Raw genomic sequence first — 16,105 nt, forward strand, 5'->3', positions numbered from 1 at the left:
ATTTGATTTTGGGATATGTGATTATATAGCGATTGCGATAAAAAAGGCCGTCTGAAAAATATGTTTTCAGACGGCCTTTGTTTTGCAGGGTTTAGCGGCGGTCGATGATTCGGTAATACACTTCGCCGTCTTGGACATAGCCCAATTCGACGCGGGCAATTTCGGCAATGGCCTCTTGTCCGTGTGCTAAGTCTTCAACTTCCGCATTGAGGAAATTGTTGCGCAAAGTGAGCGTTTGGTTTTTTCCTCCTGACGGACGAGCTGCTCCTGCAATTCTTCCGTATGCCCGACGCTGCCTTTACCGAACCAAAGGCTGTACTGACAGCACAAAAGTGCGAAGGTTAAAACAAAAGTTACCCACTTCATACAATCAATATCCTATCCTATATTCTGCTTATTTGCCCAGTTGGTAGAATGCGGCTTTGCCAGGGTAGTAAGCGGCTTCGGCCAATTCTTCTTCAATGCGCAACAATTGGTTGTATTTTGCCATGCGGTCGGAGCGGGACAGGGAGCCGGTTTTGATTTGCATGCAGTTGGTGGCAACGGCCAAGTCGGCAATGGTGCTGTCTTCGGTTTCACCGGAACGGTGGCTCATTACGCTGGCGTAGCGGTTGCGTTTGGCTAAGTCGACGGCTTGCAGGGTTTCGCTCAATGTACCGATTTGGTTGACTTTAACCAGCAATGCGTTTGCCACGCCTTTTTCGATGCCTTCAGCCAAGATTTTTGGATTGGTTACGAACAAGTCGTCGCCGACCAATTGAACTTTTTTGCCCAATTTTTCGGTCAGCAGTTTCCAGCCTTCCCAGTCGTTTTCGTCCATGCCGTCTTCGATGGAAATGATTGGGAATTCGTTAACCAGGCCCTCCAAGTATTCGGCAAATTCTGCGCTGGTGTAGGAGCGGCCTTCTGCTTCTAGGTGGTATTGACCGTCTTTGTAGAACTCGCTGGATGCGCAGTCCAGGGCGAACAATACGTCTTCGCCAGCTTTGTAGCCTGCGGCTTCGGTTGCTTCAACGATCAGCTGCAGGGCTTCTTTGTGGCTGTTCAGGTTAGGTGCGAAACCGCCTTCGTCGCCAACGGTAGTTGGGAAGCCTTTGCTATCGCACAGTTTTTTCAGCGCGTGGAAAATTTCTGCACCGCAACGCAGGGCTTCGCGGAAAGATTTTGCGCCGACAGGCATGATCATGAATTCTTGGATGTTCAGGCTGTTGTTGGCGTGTTCGCCGCCGTTGATAACGTTCATCATCGGAACCGGCAGAGCCATTGGGCCTGCGCCGCCCAAGTAACGGTACAGAGGCAGGCCTGCATCTTCAGCGGCTGCGCGTGCTACGGCCATAGAAACAGCCAAAGTAGCGTTGGCACCCAAGTTGCCTTTGTTTTCAGTACCGTCCAATTCGATCATGATTTGGTCGATATAAGATTGTTCGTTGGCATCGATACCGATGAGGGCTTGCGCGATTTGGTTGTTGACGTGGTCAACGGCTTTCAATACGCCTTTGCCCAAGTAACGGGATTTGTCGCCGTCACGCAGTTCCAAAGCTTCTTTTTGGCCGGTTGATGCGCCGCTTGGTACGGCTGCGCGTCCCATGACGCCAGATTCCAACAATACGTCACACTCTACAGTAGGGTTGCCGCGAGAGTCTAAGATTTCGCGTGCAAAAATATCAACGATTGCGCTCATGAATATCTCCAAATAGGATGGTAAAAGAAAAGTAGCTTTGTTACGTTTTAGACGGCCTTAAGGATGATTGCCAAAGTCTGATGAATGCAGACATTATACCGTCTTTGCCAAGTATGGCATCGGAGTCGGCATAAAACCGACTGTAAGTTTGTTTCACGTCAATATCGCTCAAACAAACATAAGCCGTATAGTGTAACATTTTTTACCCTTTTTAGGGTGAAAAGCTGATTAAATAAGGCATAAGGCCGTCTGAAAACCAGATTAGCCTGCGCCTAAAATCATCGAGCCTACGCCGTCATCGGTCAGCACTTCCAAGAGCAGGGCGTTGGGAACGCGGCCGTCTATGATATGCGTAGCTTTGACACCACTTTTGGCGGCCTCGACGGCGGAGGCAATTTTAGGCAGCATACCGCCGTACAGCGTACCGTCTTCAATTAGTTTGTCAATGCGGCTTGGCGTCAGGGTGGTCAATAATTTGCCTTCTTTATCCAGTACGCCGGGGATATTGGTCATCATCAGCAGTTTTTCGGCCTGAAGTTTTTCCGCCAGTTTGCCGGCAACCAAGTCGGCATTGATGTTGAACGCTTCGCCGTCTTGGCCTACGCCGATGGGTGCGATGACCGGAATACAGCCGCGCTCGACCAAGCCTTCCACCAAACGGGTATCGATGTCGGCCACTGTGCCGACTTGGCCGATGTCCACGCCTTTTTGTTCGGGCGTGTCGATCAGGAGTTTTTCCGCTTTGATGAAGTGGTTGTCGCGGCCGGTAATGCCGACGGCGCGACCGCCGAAGGTGGTAATCATGGAAACGATTTCTTTATTGACGTGTCCGCCCAAAACCATTTCTACGATGTCCATGGTTTCGCTGTCGGTCACGCGCATGCCTTGAACAAACTCTCCTTTTTTGCCGACTTTTTCCAACATTTCATTGATTTGCGGACCGCCGCCGTGAACGATGACGGGATGCAGGCCGATTAGTTTGAGCAGGACGACATCGCGTGCGAAACCCTCTTTTAAGGCAGGTTCGGTCATGGCGTTGCCGCCGTATTTGATGACGATGATGGAGCCGGAAAAACGGCGGATATAAGGTAAAGATTCGGCAAGGACGCGCGCTTTGATGGCAGGGGAGACAGATTGTTGCTGAGTCATGGTTTCAACCTTGTTTCATGATTTCGGCCTTTATCTTAATCCCAAAGGCCGTCTGAAACAATATTTCCAGACGCTTGAAATCCTGTTAAATCAGTTAAATGGTTGAAACCAGCCTCATGCAAACGGTAAAATGACGGTTTGCTTCGGCCTCTTTGCCGATTACTAAGGATACCCATGATGAAAATCAGCACCCAATTCGATGCCGGTTCGGTCGTTGTCAAAGACTTGAGCAACCCTGCCGATATCCGCCTCGCCCTGCGTCCCGACAATGCTTCGGAGTTTGCCCAATGGTTTTACTTCCGTTTGCAGGGTGCGGCCTATCAAAACTGCGTGATGCATTTTGAAAATGCGGCGGACGCTGCGTATCCTTTGGGCTGGGAGGACTATCAGGCTTGCGCCTCTTACGACCGCCAAAATTGGTTCCGCGTGCCGACCAGCTACGAAAACGGCGTGTTGACCATCAACCATACGCCTTTGTCCAACAGCGTTTACTACGCTTATTTCGAGCCTTATTCCAACGAGCAGCATTTGAACCTTTTGGGCGATGCGCAGGGAAGCGGTTTGTGCCGTATCGACGATTTGGGCAGCACTGTTCAAGGCCGCGACATCAATCTTTTGACCATCGGCAACCAAGTCGAAAGCGACATGAAAGTTTGGATTATCGCCCGTCAACATCCGGGCGAAACCATGGCGGAATGGTTTGTCGAAGGTTTGCTGGGCCGCCTGCTTGATCCGCAAGATCCGACCGCGCGCATGCTGCTTGACCGTGCGACTTTCTACATTGTGCCGAATATGAATCCGGACGGTTCGGTTTTGGGCAATTTGCGTACCAATGCCGCCGGTGCCAATCTCAACCGCGAATGGGAAAATCCGACTTTGGAGCGAAGCCCTGAAGTCTTTACCGTCCGTGAAAAAATGATGGAAACCGGTGTGGATTTGTTCTTGGATATTCACGGCGATGAAGGTTTGCCGTTTGTCTTTGTGGCCGGTACTGAAGGCGTGCCGAACTACAACGAGCGTATCGAAACCTTGGAAGACCAATTTAAACTCGCGCTGCTCAATGCCAGCCCTGATTTCCAAGACGATTACGGCTATGACAAAGATGCGCCGGGTCAGGCAAACATGACTTTGGCGACCAACTGGGTCGGCAATCATTTCAACTGCCTTGCCTATACTTTGGAAATGCCGTTTAAAGACAATGCCAATCTGCCGGACGACGATTTTGGCTGGAACGGCCAACGCTCGCTGCGCTTGGGCGAGGCAATGTTGTCTGCGATTTTGAATGTGGTTGGCGATTTGCGCTAAACCATCCGACACCGCATACAGGCCGTCTGAAAGTTCAGGCTTTCAGACGGCCTTTGAGATAAGGAACACACATCATGATAATACATCCCCAGTTTGATCCGGTGCTGATCAGCATCGGCCCGCTTGCCATCCGCTGGTATGCCTTGAGCTATATCGTCGGCTTTATCCTGTTTACGATTTTGGGCCGTCGCCGTATCGCGCAGGGCAATTCTGTGTTTACCAAAGAAACACTCGACGATTTCCTGACTTGGGGTATCTTGGGCGTCATCTTGGGTGGCCGTATCGGCTACGTTTTGTTTTATAAATTTTCCGATTATCTTGCCAACCCGTTGGATATTTTCAAAGTTTGGGAAGGCGGCATGTCGTTTCACGGCGGCTTCTTGGGTGTGGTCGTTGCCATGTGGCTGTTTGGCCGCAAGCACAACATCAGCATTTTAAAATTGATGGATACCGTTGCGCCGCTCGTACCGCTGGGCTTGGCTTCCGGCCGTATCGGCAACTTTATCAACGGCGAACTTTGGGGACGCGTGACCGAACTCAATGCTTTCTGGGCGATGGGTTTCCCGCAAGCGCGTTACGAAGATGCGGAAGCTGCGGCGCACAATCCTTTGTGGGCCGAATGGCTGCAACAATACGGCATGCTGCCGCGCCATCCGTCTCAGCTTTACCAGTTTGCCCTTGAAGGCATTTGCCTGTTTATCATTGTTTGGATTTTCTCGAAAAAAACGCGTCCGGCCGGTCAAACAGCGGCATTGTTCTTGGGCGGTTACGGTTTGTTCCGCTTTATTGCCGAATTTGCCCGCCAGCCTGACGACTATCTCGGACTGTTGACCTTGGGTTTGTCCATGGGTCAATGGTTGAGCGTACCGATGATTGTATTGGGTGCGATTGGTTTTGTTTGGTTTGGTCGTAAAAACAGCGTTGCTAAAGCATAAATAAAACAATAAATAAAGGCCGTCTGAAAAGGTTTTCAGACGGCCTTTTTATGACTTCAAGCAAACGGATTTTGGGTTTAACCGAAAAAGCCCATTTTGACTTGAATGAGTTTTTCCAGCTCCGGCAGGACGCGGCGGCGTGAGACGAAGAAGATAATGTGGTCGCCGTCTTGCAAGATGGTTTCGGTGTGGTGTCCCATGATGACTTCGCCGGTTGCGCCGCGGACGATGGCGGCGATGTAGCAGTCGCTTGGCCATTTGATGCCGCTGATGCGGCGGCCGACGATGGCGGAAGTGTTTTTATCGCCGTGTACCACCACTTCAATGGCTTCGGCCGTACCGCGGCGCAAAGGATGGACGGCAACGACGTCGCCGCGGCGGATATGGGCGAGGATGGAGCCGATGGTGATCAGATGAGGGGAAACAACGATATCAATTTTGTTGCCTTCGAGCAAATCGACGTAGCTTGAGCGGTTGACGATGGTGATTACGCGTTTGGCACCAAGATTTTTCGCCAACAGGCTGGACATGATGTTGTTTTCGTCGTCGTTGGTCAACGCGCAGAAGACGTCGATTTCGTCGATGTATTCTTCGTCCAGCAGAGTTTCGTCGGTGGCAGAACCTTGCAGGACGAGGGTGTTGTCCAGATTCTCGGCTAGCCATTCAGCGCGCTGGGGTTTGTATTCGATGATTTTGATGTCGTATTTGGACTCGAGCTGCTTGGCGAGGCGGTAGCCGATGTTACCGCCGCCGGCAATCATGATGCGGCGGGTACGCGCTTCTTTCGGACGCAATTCGCGCATGATGGCTTCAACGCTGTTGATGTCGGCGGCAAACAGGACTTCATCGCCTTCGATGATGACGGTTTGCGGCGTAGGGACGATCAGGCGGTTGTTGCGGTAGATGGCGCAGATTTGGCAGTCCGCGCCTTCGAGCAGATGCTGGTTGATGTCGGCAATTTCACGGCCGATCAGCAAACCGCCTTTGCGTGCCTGAACAATTACCATGCGGACTTTATCGTTGGCGAAACTGAGTACCTGCAATGAGCTGGTGTAGTTGAGCAGGCCGACAAGTTGTTCGGTAACCAGTTGTTCGGGGCTGATGGTTTCGGTAATGCCGAAAATGTTGAGGCTGCCTTCTTCGGGTTTATCGCTGCCGTCAACCGGATATTCGAGGTATTCGCTTGAGCGCACGCGTGCGATGCGGCTGGGGATGTTGAATAGGTCGGCGGCGATTTTGGAGGCGACAATATTGGTTTCGTCGCTGCGGGTCAGGGCAAGCAGGAGGTCGGAGTCCGCCGCGCCTGCCTGTTCGAGGGTAAAGGGCGATGCGCCGTTGCCGACGATGGTTTGGACATCAAGGCGGCTGCTAATACGGTTGAGCGCTTTTTCGTCGATGTCGATGATGGTAACGTCGTTGCTGGGAACGGAGGCAAGGTTTTGGGCGACGGTCGAGCCGACTTGGCCGCTGCCGAGGATGAGTATTTTCACGGTAATTGAGTGTGTTCGGTAAAAATGAAATTGTAACAAAAGGCCGTCTGAAATTGGAGTTTCAGACGGCCTGAATTTTCTTTCTTAATCAGCTAAAGAGTTACCAGTAGCCCAAGGCTTTCCACCATAAGATGCCGACAGTGCTGAAAATCAGGATTTCGACCACGCTCATGATGAAGCCGGCTTTCCACCATTCGGTCATGGTTACATAGTTGGAGCCGTAAATGACAGGTGCAGAACCGGTGGCGTAGTGGGTCAGCGACATCATGATGCCGGTAGCGGCTGCCATAATCAGGGCAAACAGCATCGGTGGTGCGCCCAAGGCCAAGCCTGCGCCGTAGAATGCGCCGAACATGGCGGTAACGTGTGCCGTACCGCTGGCGAAAACGTAGTGGGCGTAGAGGTAGGCCAGCATCAACATGGCACAACCGGCTTCCCAACCCAAACCCATGTGGGCGATACCGCTTTGCATGGAGTCGGACAACCAACTGATGAGGCCCAGTTTGTTGAGGAAGTTTGCCATCATAACCAAGGCCGCAAACCAAACGATGGTATCCCACGCGCTTTTTTCTTTCAGCGCATCTTCCCAAGTCAGTACGCCGGTTAAAAGACACAGGCTCAAGCCGAGGAAGGTGGTGGCGGTAGCATCAACTTTCACACCGAACAGCATCTCGGGAATACCAGCCCACAACAGCAGCAGAACCAAGAAAATACCCAGCATGATTTTTTCTTCACGCTTCATCGGCCCCATGGCAGCCAAATGCTCTTTTGCCAATGCAGTGGCGTTAGGGGTTTGTTTGATTTCAGGCGGATACAGGAAGTACAGCACCAGCGGCATCAGTAGCATAGCAAGCAGGCCGGGTACGATCATTGCCAAGAACCAAGTACCCCAAGAGAGTTGGATTTGCGAATTGGTGGCTTTGGCAACCAATTCGACTACCAGCGGATTGGGTGCGGTGGCAGTGATAAAAATCAGACAGGTAATTACGTTGGAGTGGAAGTTGACCAGTGAAAGGTATTTACCGATTTTACCTTCCGTACCTTTTTCAGGGTCAGAGTCGAAGCTCAGGGCAATGGATTTCATAATCGGATGTACGATGGCACCGCCGCGCGCGGTGTTGCTCGGCGTTACCGGACCGATGACCAAGTCCGCCAAAGCCAAGCTGTAACCTACGCCCAGCGTGCGTTTGCCGAAAAGGGAGATCAGCAGGTAGCCGATACGCATCCCTAAGCCGGTTTTCAACAAACCGCGCGAGATGATGATGGCGATACCGATCATCCAGATGAGCGAGTTGTTGAGGCTGCTCAGAGCGTCTTTGGTTGCGTCGGCGGCTTTTTCGTTGGTCACACCGGTCAGTGCAACCAAGGTAATGCCCAAAATCGCCATTGCGCCGATAGGCATGGCTTTGCCGATGATGCCGGCGATGATGCCGACAAACAATGCCAAAAGATGCCATGCGTCAGGTGATACGCCTTGAGGAACGGGGATAACGAACCAGATAAGCAGCGTCAGCACAAGTGCGATCGCAGCAGGAATTGGCTTGAAGCCCATGTTGAATCTCCTAATTTGAGGATTGAAGTATTGGGAAATCGGTTTTCAGACGGCCTGAGTGTTGCTGAAGCCTGTCTGAACGTATTTTGGTAGGTTCGGAAGGTATTTTTCTTATTAGGTTTCTCTTCAATTTTGGGAAGAAGAGAAAGGGAGTCGGGTATCGTTTTTCAGACGGCCTTTACAGAACAGGCCGTCTGAAACCCTGTATCGGATTAATCCTGCTCCGCCGACAGGCCGTATTCTTCGGGGAAGGTACGCAGCGAGCTTTGCAACACGGTAACCGCGCCGTCAATCAAACCGCAACGGCCGCTTCGTGGCAGCAGTTGGCACAGGCTTTGTAAGGCGCGCAGGTCGTCGGGAGTGCCGATGCCGGTGTCCACGCGGTTGAGCAGGCGGGAAAGCTGGAATGTGCCGCCTTTGCAAGGTGGGCATTGACCGCATGAGTTGGAAGCGAAAAATTCCACATATTCGGCCACTTTACGCACCACGCTGGTGCCTTCGGAAATCACAATCATCGCGCCGGTACCGAGGCTGGATTTGCGTTCGCGTACGGAAACGAAGTCCAAAGGCACATCCAAATCTTTGACGGTCAAAAGCGTATTTGACGGGCCGCCGGTAAATACGGCTTTAAACGTACGGCCTTCAAGCATACCGCCGCCGTGATCGTAAATCAGTGATTGCAGGGTCGTGCCCATTGGCAGTTCGTACAGCCCCGGATTCAATACGTCGCCGGAGAGTGAGTAGAGTTTTGTGCCTGCGGCATCGCCCAAACCCAAAGATTTGTACCATTCCGCGCCTTTGGCAAGGATTTGCGGAATATTGGCGAAGGTTTCGGTATTGTTGATAAGGGTCGGCTCACCGTTGACACCGCTTTCGGCAGGGAAAGGCGGCTTGCGGCGAGGGAAGGGGAAACCGCCTTCCAGCCATGAAATCACGGCAGTTTCTTCGCCGCCGATGTAGCGGCCTGAAGTTTCAACCAGCTGCAAATCCAAAGATTTACCCAAGTAGTTTTCAATGCGGATAAACAAATCGCTGTTTTTCCATTGCTCGATGGCCGGTGTGATGGAAGCGATGGATTCGGTTTGATGCGGGTTGATGTACAAAATCGCTTTGTTGGCGCGGCAGGCAACGGCGGCAATCAGGACGCCTTCGATGACTTGGTGCGGCGTATTTGCCAATAGTACACGGTCTTTAAATGTACCCGGTTCGTCTTCGTTGGCATTGCAGACAACGTATTTGTCGCCATTTTTGCTTTGGGCGGCAACGGCGGCCTCCCATTTGCGCCAAGTCGGGAAACCTGCACCGCCCATACCGCAAAGATTGGCATCTTGCAGTTTGGAAACAATGCTTTGAGGATCGGCAAGCGCGGCCAGCAGGCCTTCGCCGCCGCCGACTTTGCGCCAAGCGGCTAAATCTGCGCCGACTTGGCGGGAAGGATGCAGTAAGTTTTGATTAGCTTGATTCATGATTGTTGCTCCTGCAAACCGGCGTGTTCGCGCAAATCGAATTTGCCGTAGTCGGGATATAAAACGGGGGCTTTGATGTCGCTGGTCAGACCGGCGCGGGTCATTTCGCGTTGCAGGTCGTGGACGTGTCCGACACCGCCGCGTACTTTTTTCAGCGGCAGGCCGCAATTTGCCGCGGCTTTACCGGCACGGCGGCCGAAGCTGATGATGTCCAAAAGCGCGTTGCCCATCAGGCGGTTGCGGCCGTGAATGCCGCCGGTTACTTCTCCGGCGCAATAGAGGCCTTCGACGCAGGTTGCGCCGTCGCCGTTGATTTCGATACCGCCGTTCTGATAGTGCAGTGTCGGATGAATCATGACCGGTTCAACAGCAGGGTCAATGCCGCATTTGTGGGCAACGTGGCCGAGTGTTACCAAACGGTTCAATACGTCAGGGTCGTTAGCAATCAGGCGCGGTGTGTCGAGGAATACGCCGACTTGTCCGTCGCGTACCACGCCGCGGCCTTCGCGGCATTCGCGCAGAATCGCAGCGGCAACAACGTCGCGCGGTTGCAATTCGTCAACGAAACGTTCGCCCAAACCGTTGACCAGTTTGGTGCCTGCGGAGCGCACGGCTTCGGAAATCAGCGCGCCTGCCAAGTGTGGAGGGTGGGCAACGCCGGTTGGGTGGTATTGGAAAGAATCGACATCACGCAGTTTGGCGCCGATACGGTAAGCCATTACCAGGCCGTCTGCAGTCGCGCCATAGTGGTTAGAAGTAGCGAAACCTTGCAAGTGCAAACGTCCGCTGCCGCCGGTTGCCAAGATCACGGCTTTGGCGTGAACCAATACCAAAGAGCGTTTTTCCAAATCGTACAAAATCGCGCCGACGCAGCGGCCGTGTTCGTCTGATAATAATTCGATGGCTGGGTGGCGGTTGAGCTGGGTAATGTTTTCGTCGAGCTCGACTGCCTCGCGCAGTACGCGCATCATTTCGAGGCCGGTAAAGTCGCGGTAGCTCAAAATACGCGGTACGGTCGTACCGCCTGCGCGTTTGCGGCTCAACATGCCGTTGCTGTCCGCGCCTTTGGCAAGGTCGAAAGTCATGCCCAAACCGATCAGCCAGCGGATGGCGGACGGCGCGTCGGTAACCATTTGCGCCACCAATTCTTTTTTGCCTGCGTTGTGGCCGCCTTTGATGGTGTCGTCAAAGTGTTGTTGCAGGCTGTCTTCCGCGCCGACCGCTGCCTGAATGCCGCCTTCGGCCATCACGGTATTGCTGTCGCCGATACGCAGCTTGTTCGCCATAATGACGCGTGCGCCTGCTTCAGTCGCAGACAATGCCGCAGCCGCGCCTGCACCACCTCCACCAATGACCAATACGTCAGTGTTCAAGTGTTCTGCGCCTGATAAATTATAGTCGTCAATCAGAGGCTGACTGATTAAGAGTTTGGCCAAATCAGGATGGCAGTAATCGCCTTGGTTTGGGCCGATAGGCAGTTTCACACGGGCATTTGCCTGATAGTCAGGGTGAAATTGGCTCAGTAATTCGTTCTTTTCAGGTAAATCACCACGAAGCTCCAATGAGGACGCACGCAGGTTGGCAAGGGCAGTTTCGTAGTCTATACCTTGGATTTTGTTAACCATTACACTGACTCCTCTTCAAATTCGACTTTCATTTTGCCGCTGTCGATTTCGCGCAGGCGGCGCATCAAATCCACAGGGCGCAACGTACGCGCCGCTTTCATACGGCGGGCGAACAGGCCCAAGTGGTTTGGACGGATGTGTTCGGGGCAGGAGAGGGTGCAGAGGTTGCACATCACACATTGGTCAAAGGTCAGCGCAGCCGCGCCGAAATCGCCGGAAACTACCTGCGCCACGCCGTTTTCCACTTGCAAACCTTTAGGACAGGCACGATTACAGCCGCCGCAATGACGGCAGTTTTGCGCTTCAGGAAAGGCTTTGGCGGTATCGTCCAACCAGTTCCAGCCATCACCAATCTCGCCGACGTCGTAATATTGGATATGCTCGGGAATAAAGTAATCCAAGAAGCTGACCTGCATGCCTTCTTCAACTTTGGTTTCGCATGCCAGTGCAGTGGTGACTTCGCGCTCGCCTTCTTTACGAATCATACAGCGGCAGGAACCGCATACGCCTTGACCCATACAGCCGACATTGGCAGTAATCGCATTGCCTGAACGGGCATAGGCTTGGATGATTGACGAGTCGGCGGAAGCTTTGACTTCATGGCCGTCTATGGTCAGGGTTAACAAATTTTCACTCATGGTTTGTTCCTGTGAAATTGGAAGTTGGGATAGTGGGTATTTGATTAATTGTATTTTTATTACATATATTGTACGTGAGGAAATATCCAAGTCATTTACTCAGAAATTCTTTTAAAATCAATATCTACCTGTATGGATAGAAGTGTATCAGAATTTAGAGGTTTTGATGATAGGGGTAATCTAAGGTTTTATAGAGGAGGGATTACAAACAAAATATGCCTATTATTTAGACAAATTAATCATAATTATTTGATTTAAAAAGTAAAATAAAATTACTTTTTTAGTATAAATTTTAAAATATTTGTCTATTTGCTAGTAAAAATCATTATTGTATATTAGGTAATTTTACATAGCTTGTTGTATATATTGAATAATATTTAGGTATGTGGGCGAGTGAAAAGACTGTTATAAAATTTCAGAAAATCAAACAAGTTTGATATCAGTCAAGAAGGTTGAGGGAGAAAATGACACAGGTTTTACAATTGTGTATTGTATTGGAAGATAAGAAAGGCCGTCTGAAATTTAGGTAGTTTCCTTTTAAATACAAGCTACTAAATTTCTTTCTCAGATGCTTAAGGTAAATATTTTCAGACGGCCTTGAAATAAGATTATCATTTAAAAACAATGTAATTTTATTTCTATGTGAGTGAATGGTTAGTGGATATAGATTATCAATAACCAAGTAATTTAATGCGATATTAAATTTCATTTAAATCAATAGGGTATGAAAATGATATTGTCTGGGTCATTCATTTGAAAGCACTATTACACTATTGAAGGCCGTCTGAAAAAATCGGTCTCTTAAGAAATAAACAAATCCTCCCTACCATGACTCCGAAAAGGAACACAATCATGACCGTCATCAAGCAAGAAGACTTTATCCAAAGTATTTTCGATGCTTTCCAATTCATCAGCTACTACCATCCTAAAGACTACATTCAGGCTTTGTATAAGGCTTATCAAAAAGAAGAAAACCCTGCGGCCAAAGATGCGATGGCGCAGATTTTGGTCAATAGCCGTATGTGTGCCGAAGGCCATCGTCCGATTTGTCAGGATACCGGTATTGCGACCGTATTCTTGAAAGTGGGCATGGATGTACAGTGGGACGCCGAGATGAGCGTACAGGAAATGGTTAACGAAGGCGTACGCCGTGCATACACCTATCCTGACAACAAACTGCGCGCCTCTGTATTGGCCGACCCGGCTGGCAAACGTCAAAATACCAAAGACAACACGCCTGCCGTTGTACATATGGAAATCATGAAAGGCGACAAAGTCGAAGTCACTTGCGCAGCCAAAGGCGGCGGTTCTGAAAACAAAACCAAAGTGGCCATGCTCAACCCTTCAGACAATATCGTTGATTGGGTATTGAAAACCGTTCCTCAAATGGGTGCAGGCTGGTGTCCTCCGGGCATCTTGGGTATCGGTATCGGCGGTACGCCTGAAAAAGCAGTGTTGATGGCCAAAGAAAGCCTGATGAGCCATATCGATATTCAGGAACTCAAAGAAAAAGCCGATTCAGGTGCAGAATTGTCTACAACCGAAGCCCTGCGCTTGGAACTCTACAAAAAGTAAATGCCTTGGGCATCGGCGCACAAGGTTTGGGCGGTTTGAGTACCGTGCTGGATGTCAAGATCCTTGATTACCCAACCCACGCGGCTTCCAAACCGATTGCCATGATTCCAAACTGCGCAGCTACCCGTCACATCGAATTTGAATTGGACGGCTCAGGCCCGGCCAAACTGGAAGCCCCATCTTTGGAAGACTGGCCGGATCTGACTTACAGCCCGGACAACGGCAAACGTGTCGATGTCAACAATCTGACCAAAGAAGAAGTGGCCACATGGAAAACCGGCGACGTATTGTTGCTGAACGGTAAAATCCTGACCGGCCGCGATGCCGCGCACAAACGTTTGGTTGATATGCTCAACAAAGGTGAAGAATTGCCGGTAGATTTCACCAACAAACTGATTTACTACGTCGGCCCGGTTGATCCAGTCCGTGACGAAGTTGTTGGCCCGGCCGGTCCGACGACTTCCACCCGTATGGATAAATTTACCCGCCAAATGCTGGAACAAACCGGCCTTTTGGGTATGATCGGTAAATCCGAACGCGGCGCAGCAACTTGCCAAGCCATTGCCGATAACAAAGCCGTTTACCTAATGGCTGTTGGCGGCGCGGCATATCTGGTTGCCAAAGCCATTAAAGCATCTAAAGTATTGGCGTTCCCAGAGTTGGGTATGGAAGCGATTTACGAGTTTGAAGTCAAAGACATGCCTGTGACTGTTGCGGTGGATAGCAACGGTGAATCGGTTCACGCCATTGCGCCAAAACAATGGCAGGCCAAAATCGGTATTATTCCGGTTGAAGCTTGATATTTGACTGAATAATCAGAGGCCGTCTGAACGATTTCAGACGGCCTTTTTTGCTTACAAATAATTCAAATGTTTTCAAACGAGTAAATTTCCACTTCTAAAAAGCACTTGTCAAAATCAGCGTTTGAAACTAGAATTTACAGCTTATCGAGTCGGAGTGTGGCGCAGTCTGGTAGCGCACTTGCATGGGGTGCAAGGGGTCGAAGGTTCGAATCCTTTCACTCCGACCAAAAAATTGGAAAGAGTCGTTTTAAAAACGGCTCTTTTTTCGTTTGGATGATTTATCTGAATAATGTGTCCAAATAGATTTTAAAACTTAATACCAATGCCGTCTGAAACAAAACCTGCTTTCTCAAAGCAGGTTTTGTTGTTTATAAAGCAGGCTATTCGGTACTATCTTTCAGCGTGTCTCTATAAGTATAAAGATAAGATGCGCCGACAAAGGATGCGCCACCGACGACATTGCCCAGGAATACGGGAATCATGTTGAAGAAAAACTGTCCCCATGTGATGTTTGCGCCTGCCAAAATACCCGCTGGGATAACGAACATATTGGCGACAAGGTGTTGGAAGCCATTTAATACGAAAATCATGACGGGGAACCAAATGGCCAGCATTCGTCCGGTTGTGTTTTTAGCGGCAAAGTGCAGCCACGCACCCATACAGACCATCCAGTTACATGCTACTGCCGATACAAAAGCGCGGCCGAAATCCATATGGACTTTTGCTTCCGCCACGGCAATGGTTTTTTCTGCCACACTGCCTTCAATCATGCCGACATAGTATCCGAGGAAAAAAGCCATTGCCAGCGTGCCCACCAAATTGCCCATGCAGACGATAACCCAGTTGCGCAGCAGCATTTTGGAGGAAATCCGTCCGGCCAATCTGCCTAAAGACATGATCATCATGTTGCTGGTTACCAGCTCGCCGCCGCCAAGCAAGATGCAAATCAAGGCGATTGGGAACACTGCGGCGCCGAGTAAAGTCGCAACGCCACCCCATTCGTGCGGAATGCCGCTGACTACTTTTAAATAGGCAAGATATCCGAAGCCGATGTATCCGCCGGCCAAAACGCTCAAGATTACCAGTGTAGGGATGCTGGATTGTGCTTTGGCGCAGCTTTTGTCGAGAACAACCTGTAAAATTTCCTGTGGGTATAAATCGCGCGAAGCCATGATGTTCCTTAAAGTGGGTTGAGGAGGAAACGCCGTTTTAAAAGTGGCGCAAACTGTCGCGGTAGGGCAGTGTTATAGGGAGCCGGTGTACGGTCTTTGTTTTATCAATCAGCCTGAATTAAACCTAAAAAACAGATACTTCGCCTTGCTTTAGCTCAAAAGAAATATTATTACATTTTGCTTCTGTATTAAAAAAGGCCGTCTGAACGTTGAGGTTTCAGACGGCCTTGTTTTGAATTTTTAAACTTACAAATGAGCCAGCTTTGCATTGCCTTCGCGAGGAATAGGGCGCGGATTGCCTTGTGAATCGATGGCGACGTAAGTGAACACGGCTTCGGTGACCAGTTGGCGGTCTTCCGTTACCATATCGTTCATCAAAGTCTTCACCCACACTTCGATTTTCAGTTGCAAAGAAGTATTGCCTACGCGGACGCAATGACCGTAGCAGCACACGACGTTACCGACTTTTACCGGTCTGATGAAATTCATTTCTTGAACGGCCACGGTTACAATGCGTCCCTGTGCGATTTCTGCCGCCAAAATACCGCCGCCCAGATCCATTTGCGACATAATCCAGCCGCCGAAGATATCCTGATTAGGATTGGTATCGCGCGGCATGGCTACCGTACGCAATAAAAGTTGGCCTTCGGGTGCAGCATGGGTTTGTTTGTTGTCAGACATAAATAATCCTGTCAAAAAAGTGCTATTTTACGC

11 protein-coding genes, 1 tRNA gene and 2 pseudogenes are annotated in these 16,105 nt (G+C 50.4%); 4 read left to right on the plus strand and 10 right to left on the minus strand.

All coding sequences use genetic code 11. The features are described 5' to 3' along the window. Positions 1 to 91: 91 nt before the first annotated feature. The 3 genes and pseudogenes from ftsB to argB form a co-directional block, all read right to left on the minus strand. Positions 92 to 366, minus strand: a pseudogene (ftsB, locus tag TW89_RS06660) (cell division protein FtsB). A gap of 28 nt (positions 367 to 394) precedes the next feature. Continuing rightward, a complete protein-coding gene (gene eno / locus TW89_RS06665; RefSeq protein ID WP_063068728.1) occupies positions 395 to 1,681 on the minus strand; it encodes a phosphopyruvate hydratase in 1,287 nt (428 codons plus the stop codon). 261 nt (positions 1,682 to 1,942) lie between these two features. Further along, positions 1,943 to 2,830 carry an acetylglutamate kinase gene (argB, locus tag TW89_RS06670; RefSeq protein ID WP_128580934.1) on the minus strand — a complete coding sequence of 296 codons (888 nt, stop codon included), beginning with the start codon at positions 2,828 to 2,830 and terminating at the stop codon, positions 1,943 to 1,945. A gap of 174 nt (positions 2,831 to 3,004) precedes the next feature. Between argB and TW89_RS06675 the strand changes: the two genes are divergently transcribed. Beyond that, on the plus strand, positions 3,005 to 4,135 hold the full coding sequence (locus tag TW89_RS06675; protein ID WP_128580935.1) for a M14 family metallopeptidase: 1,131 nt from the start codon (positions 3,005 to 3,007) through the stop codon (positions 4,133 to 4,135). Positions 4,136 to 4,209: 74 nt separating this feature from the next. Then, entirely contained in the window at positions 4,210 to 5,070 is an 861-nt protein-coding gene (gene lgt, locus TW89_RS06680; protein WP_128580936.1) for a prolipoprotein diacylglyceryl transferase, read from the plus strand. 77 nt (positions 5,071 to 5,147) lie between these two features. On the opposite strand, the gene trkA is transcribed toward lgt, so the two are convergent. The 5 genes from trkA to TW89_RS06705 all read right to left on the minus strand — a co-directional run bounded on the left by trkA (position 5,148) and on the right by TW89_RS06705 (position 11,841). Continuing rightward, entirely contained in the window at positions 5,148 to 6,560 is a 1,413-nt protein-coding gene (gene trkA, locus TW89_RS06685) for a Trk system potassium transporter TrkA (protein ID WP_128580937.1), read from the minus strand. 100 nt (positions 6,561 to 6,660) lie between these two features. Beyond that, positions 6,661 to 8,112, minus strand: a complete 1,452-nt coding sequence (locus tag TW89_RS06690) for a DASS family sodium-coupled anion symporter (RefSeq protein ID WP_128580938.1) — start codon at positions 8,110 to 8,112, stop codon at positions 6,661 to 6,663. A gap of 212 nt (positions 8,113 to 8,324) precedes the next feature. Beyond that, positions 8,325 to 9,578: a complex I 51 kDa subunit family protein gene (locus TW89_RS06695; RefSeq protein WP_128580939.1), complete on the minus strand. Its 1,254-nt coding sequence runs from the start codon at positions 9,576 to 9,578 to the stop codon at positions 8,325 to 8,327. Continuing rightward, the gene (locus TW89_RS06700; RefSeq protein WP_128580940.1) at positions 9,575 to 11,203 is read right to left on the minus strand and encodes an FAD-binding protein; all 1,629 of its coding nucleotides are present in this window, start codon (positions 11,201 to 11,203) and stop codon (positions 9,575 to 9,577) included. Before TW89_RS06700 ends, TW89_RS06695 begins: the two co-directional genes overlap by 4 nt. After that, entirely contained in the window at positions 11,203 to 11,841 is a 639-nt protein-coding gene (locus tag TW89_RS06705; RefSeq protein WP_070608671.1) for a 2Fe-2S iron-sulfur cluster-binding protein, read from the minus strand. Before TW89_RS06705 ends, TW89_RS06700 begins: the two co-directional genes overlap by 1 nt. Before the next feature lie 852 nt (positions 11,842 to 12,693). On the opposite strand from TW89_RS06705, the pseudogene TW89_RS06710 reads away from it, so the two are divergent. Beyond that, positions 12,694 to 14,216 (plus strand): annotated as a pseudogene (locus tag TW89_RS06710) (fumarate hydratase). Between the two features lie 153 nt (positions 14,217 to 14,369). Beyond that, positions 14,370 to 14,446 (plus strand) — tRNA-Pro (locus tag TW89_RS06715). Positions 14,447 to 14,599: 153 nt separating this feature from the next. Here TW89_RS06715 and TW89_RS06720 read toward each other — a convergent pair. Further along, entirely contained in the window at positions 14,600 to 15,391 is a 792-nt protein-coding gene (locus TW89_RS06720) for a formate/nitrite transporter family protein (protein ID WP_128580941.1), read from the minus strand. A gap of 246 nt (positions 15,392 to 15,637) precedes the next feature. Continuing rightward, on the minus strand, positions 15,638 to 16,072 hold the full coding sequence (yciA, locus tag TW89_RS06725; protein WP_003680677.1) for an acyl-CoA thioester hydrolase YciA: 435 nt from the start codon (positions 16,070 to 16,072) through the stop codon (positions 15,638 to 15,640). Between the last annotated feature and the right edge of the window lie 33 nt (positions 16,073 to 16,105).

The sequence above is a fragment of the Neisseria flavescens genome (genome assembly GCF_001618065.1).
Taxonomy (GTDB): Bacteria; Pseudomonadota; Gammaproteobacteria; order Burkholderiales; family Neisseriaceae; genus Neisseria; species Neisseria flavescens_A.

Coding starts and splice junctions, on each gene's coding strand:
- eno (WP_063068728.1), bottom strand. CDS start 1,681: ATGAGCGCAATCGTTGATATTTTTGCACGCGAAATCTTAGACTCTCGC.
- argB (WP_128580934.1), bottom strand. CDS start 2,830: ATGACTCAGCAACAATCTGTCTCCCCTGCCATCAAAGCGCGCGTCCTT.
- TW89_RS06675 (WP_128580935.1), top strand. CDS start 3,005: ATGATGAAAATCAGCACCCAATTCGATGCCGGTTCGGTCGTTGTCAAA.
- lgt (WP_128580936.1), top strand. CDS start 4,210: ATGATAATACATCCCCAGTTTGATCCGGTGCTGATCAGCATCGGCCCG.
- TW89_RS06690 (WP_128580938.1), bottom strand. CDS start 8,112: ATGGGCTTCAAGCCAATTCCTGCTGCGATCGCACTTGTGCTGACGCTG.
- TW89_RS06695 (WP_128580939.1), bottom strand. CDS start 9,578: ATGAATCAAGCTAATCAAAACTTACTGCATCCTTCCCGCCAAGTCGGC.
- TW89_RS06700 (WP_128580940.1), bottom strand. CDS start 11,203: ATGGTTAACAAAATCCAAGGTATAGACTACGAAACTGCCCTTGCCAAC.
- TW89_RS06705 (WP_070608671.1), bottom strand. CDS start 11,841: ATGAGTGAAAATTTGTTAACCCTGACCATAGACGGCCATGAAGTCAAA.
- TW89_RS06720 (WP_128580941.1), bottom strand. CDS start 15,391: ATGGCTTCGCGCGATTTATACCCACAGGAAATTTTACAGGTTGTTCTC.
- yciA (WP_003680677.1), bottom strand. CDS start 16,072: ATGTCTGACAACAAACAAACCCATGCTGCACCCGAAGGCCAACTTTTA.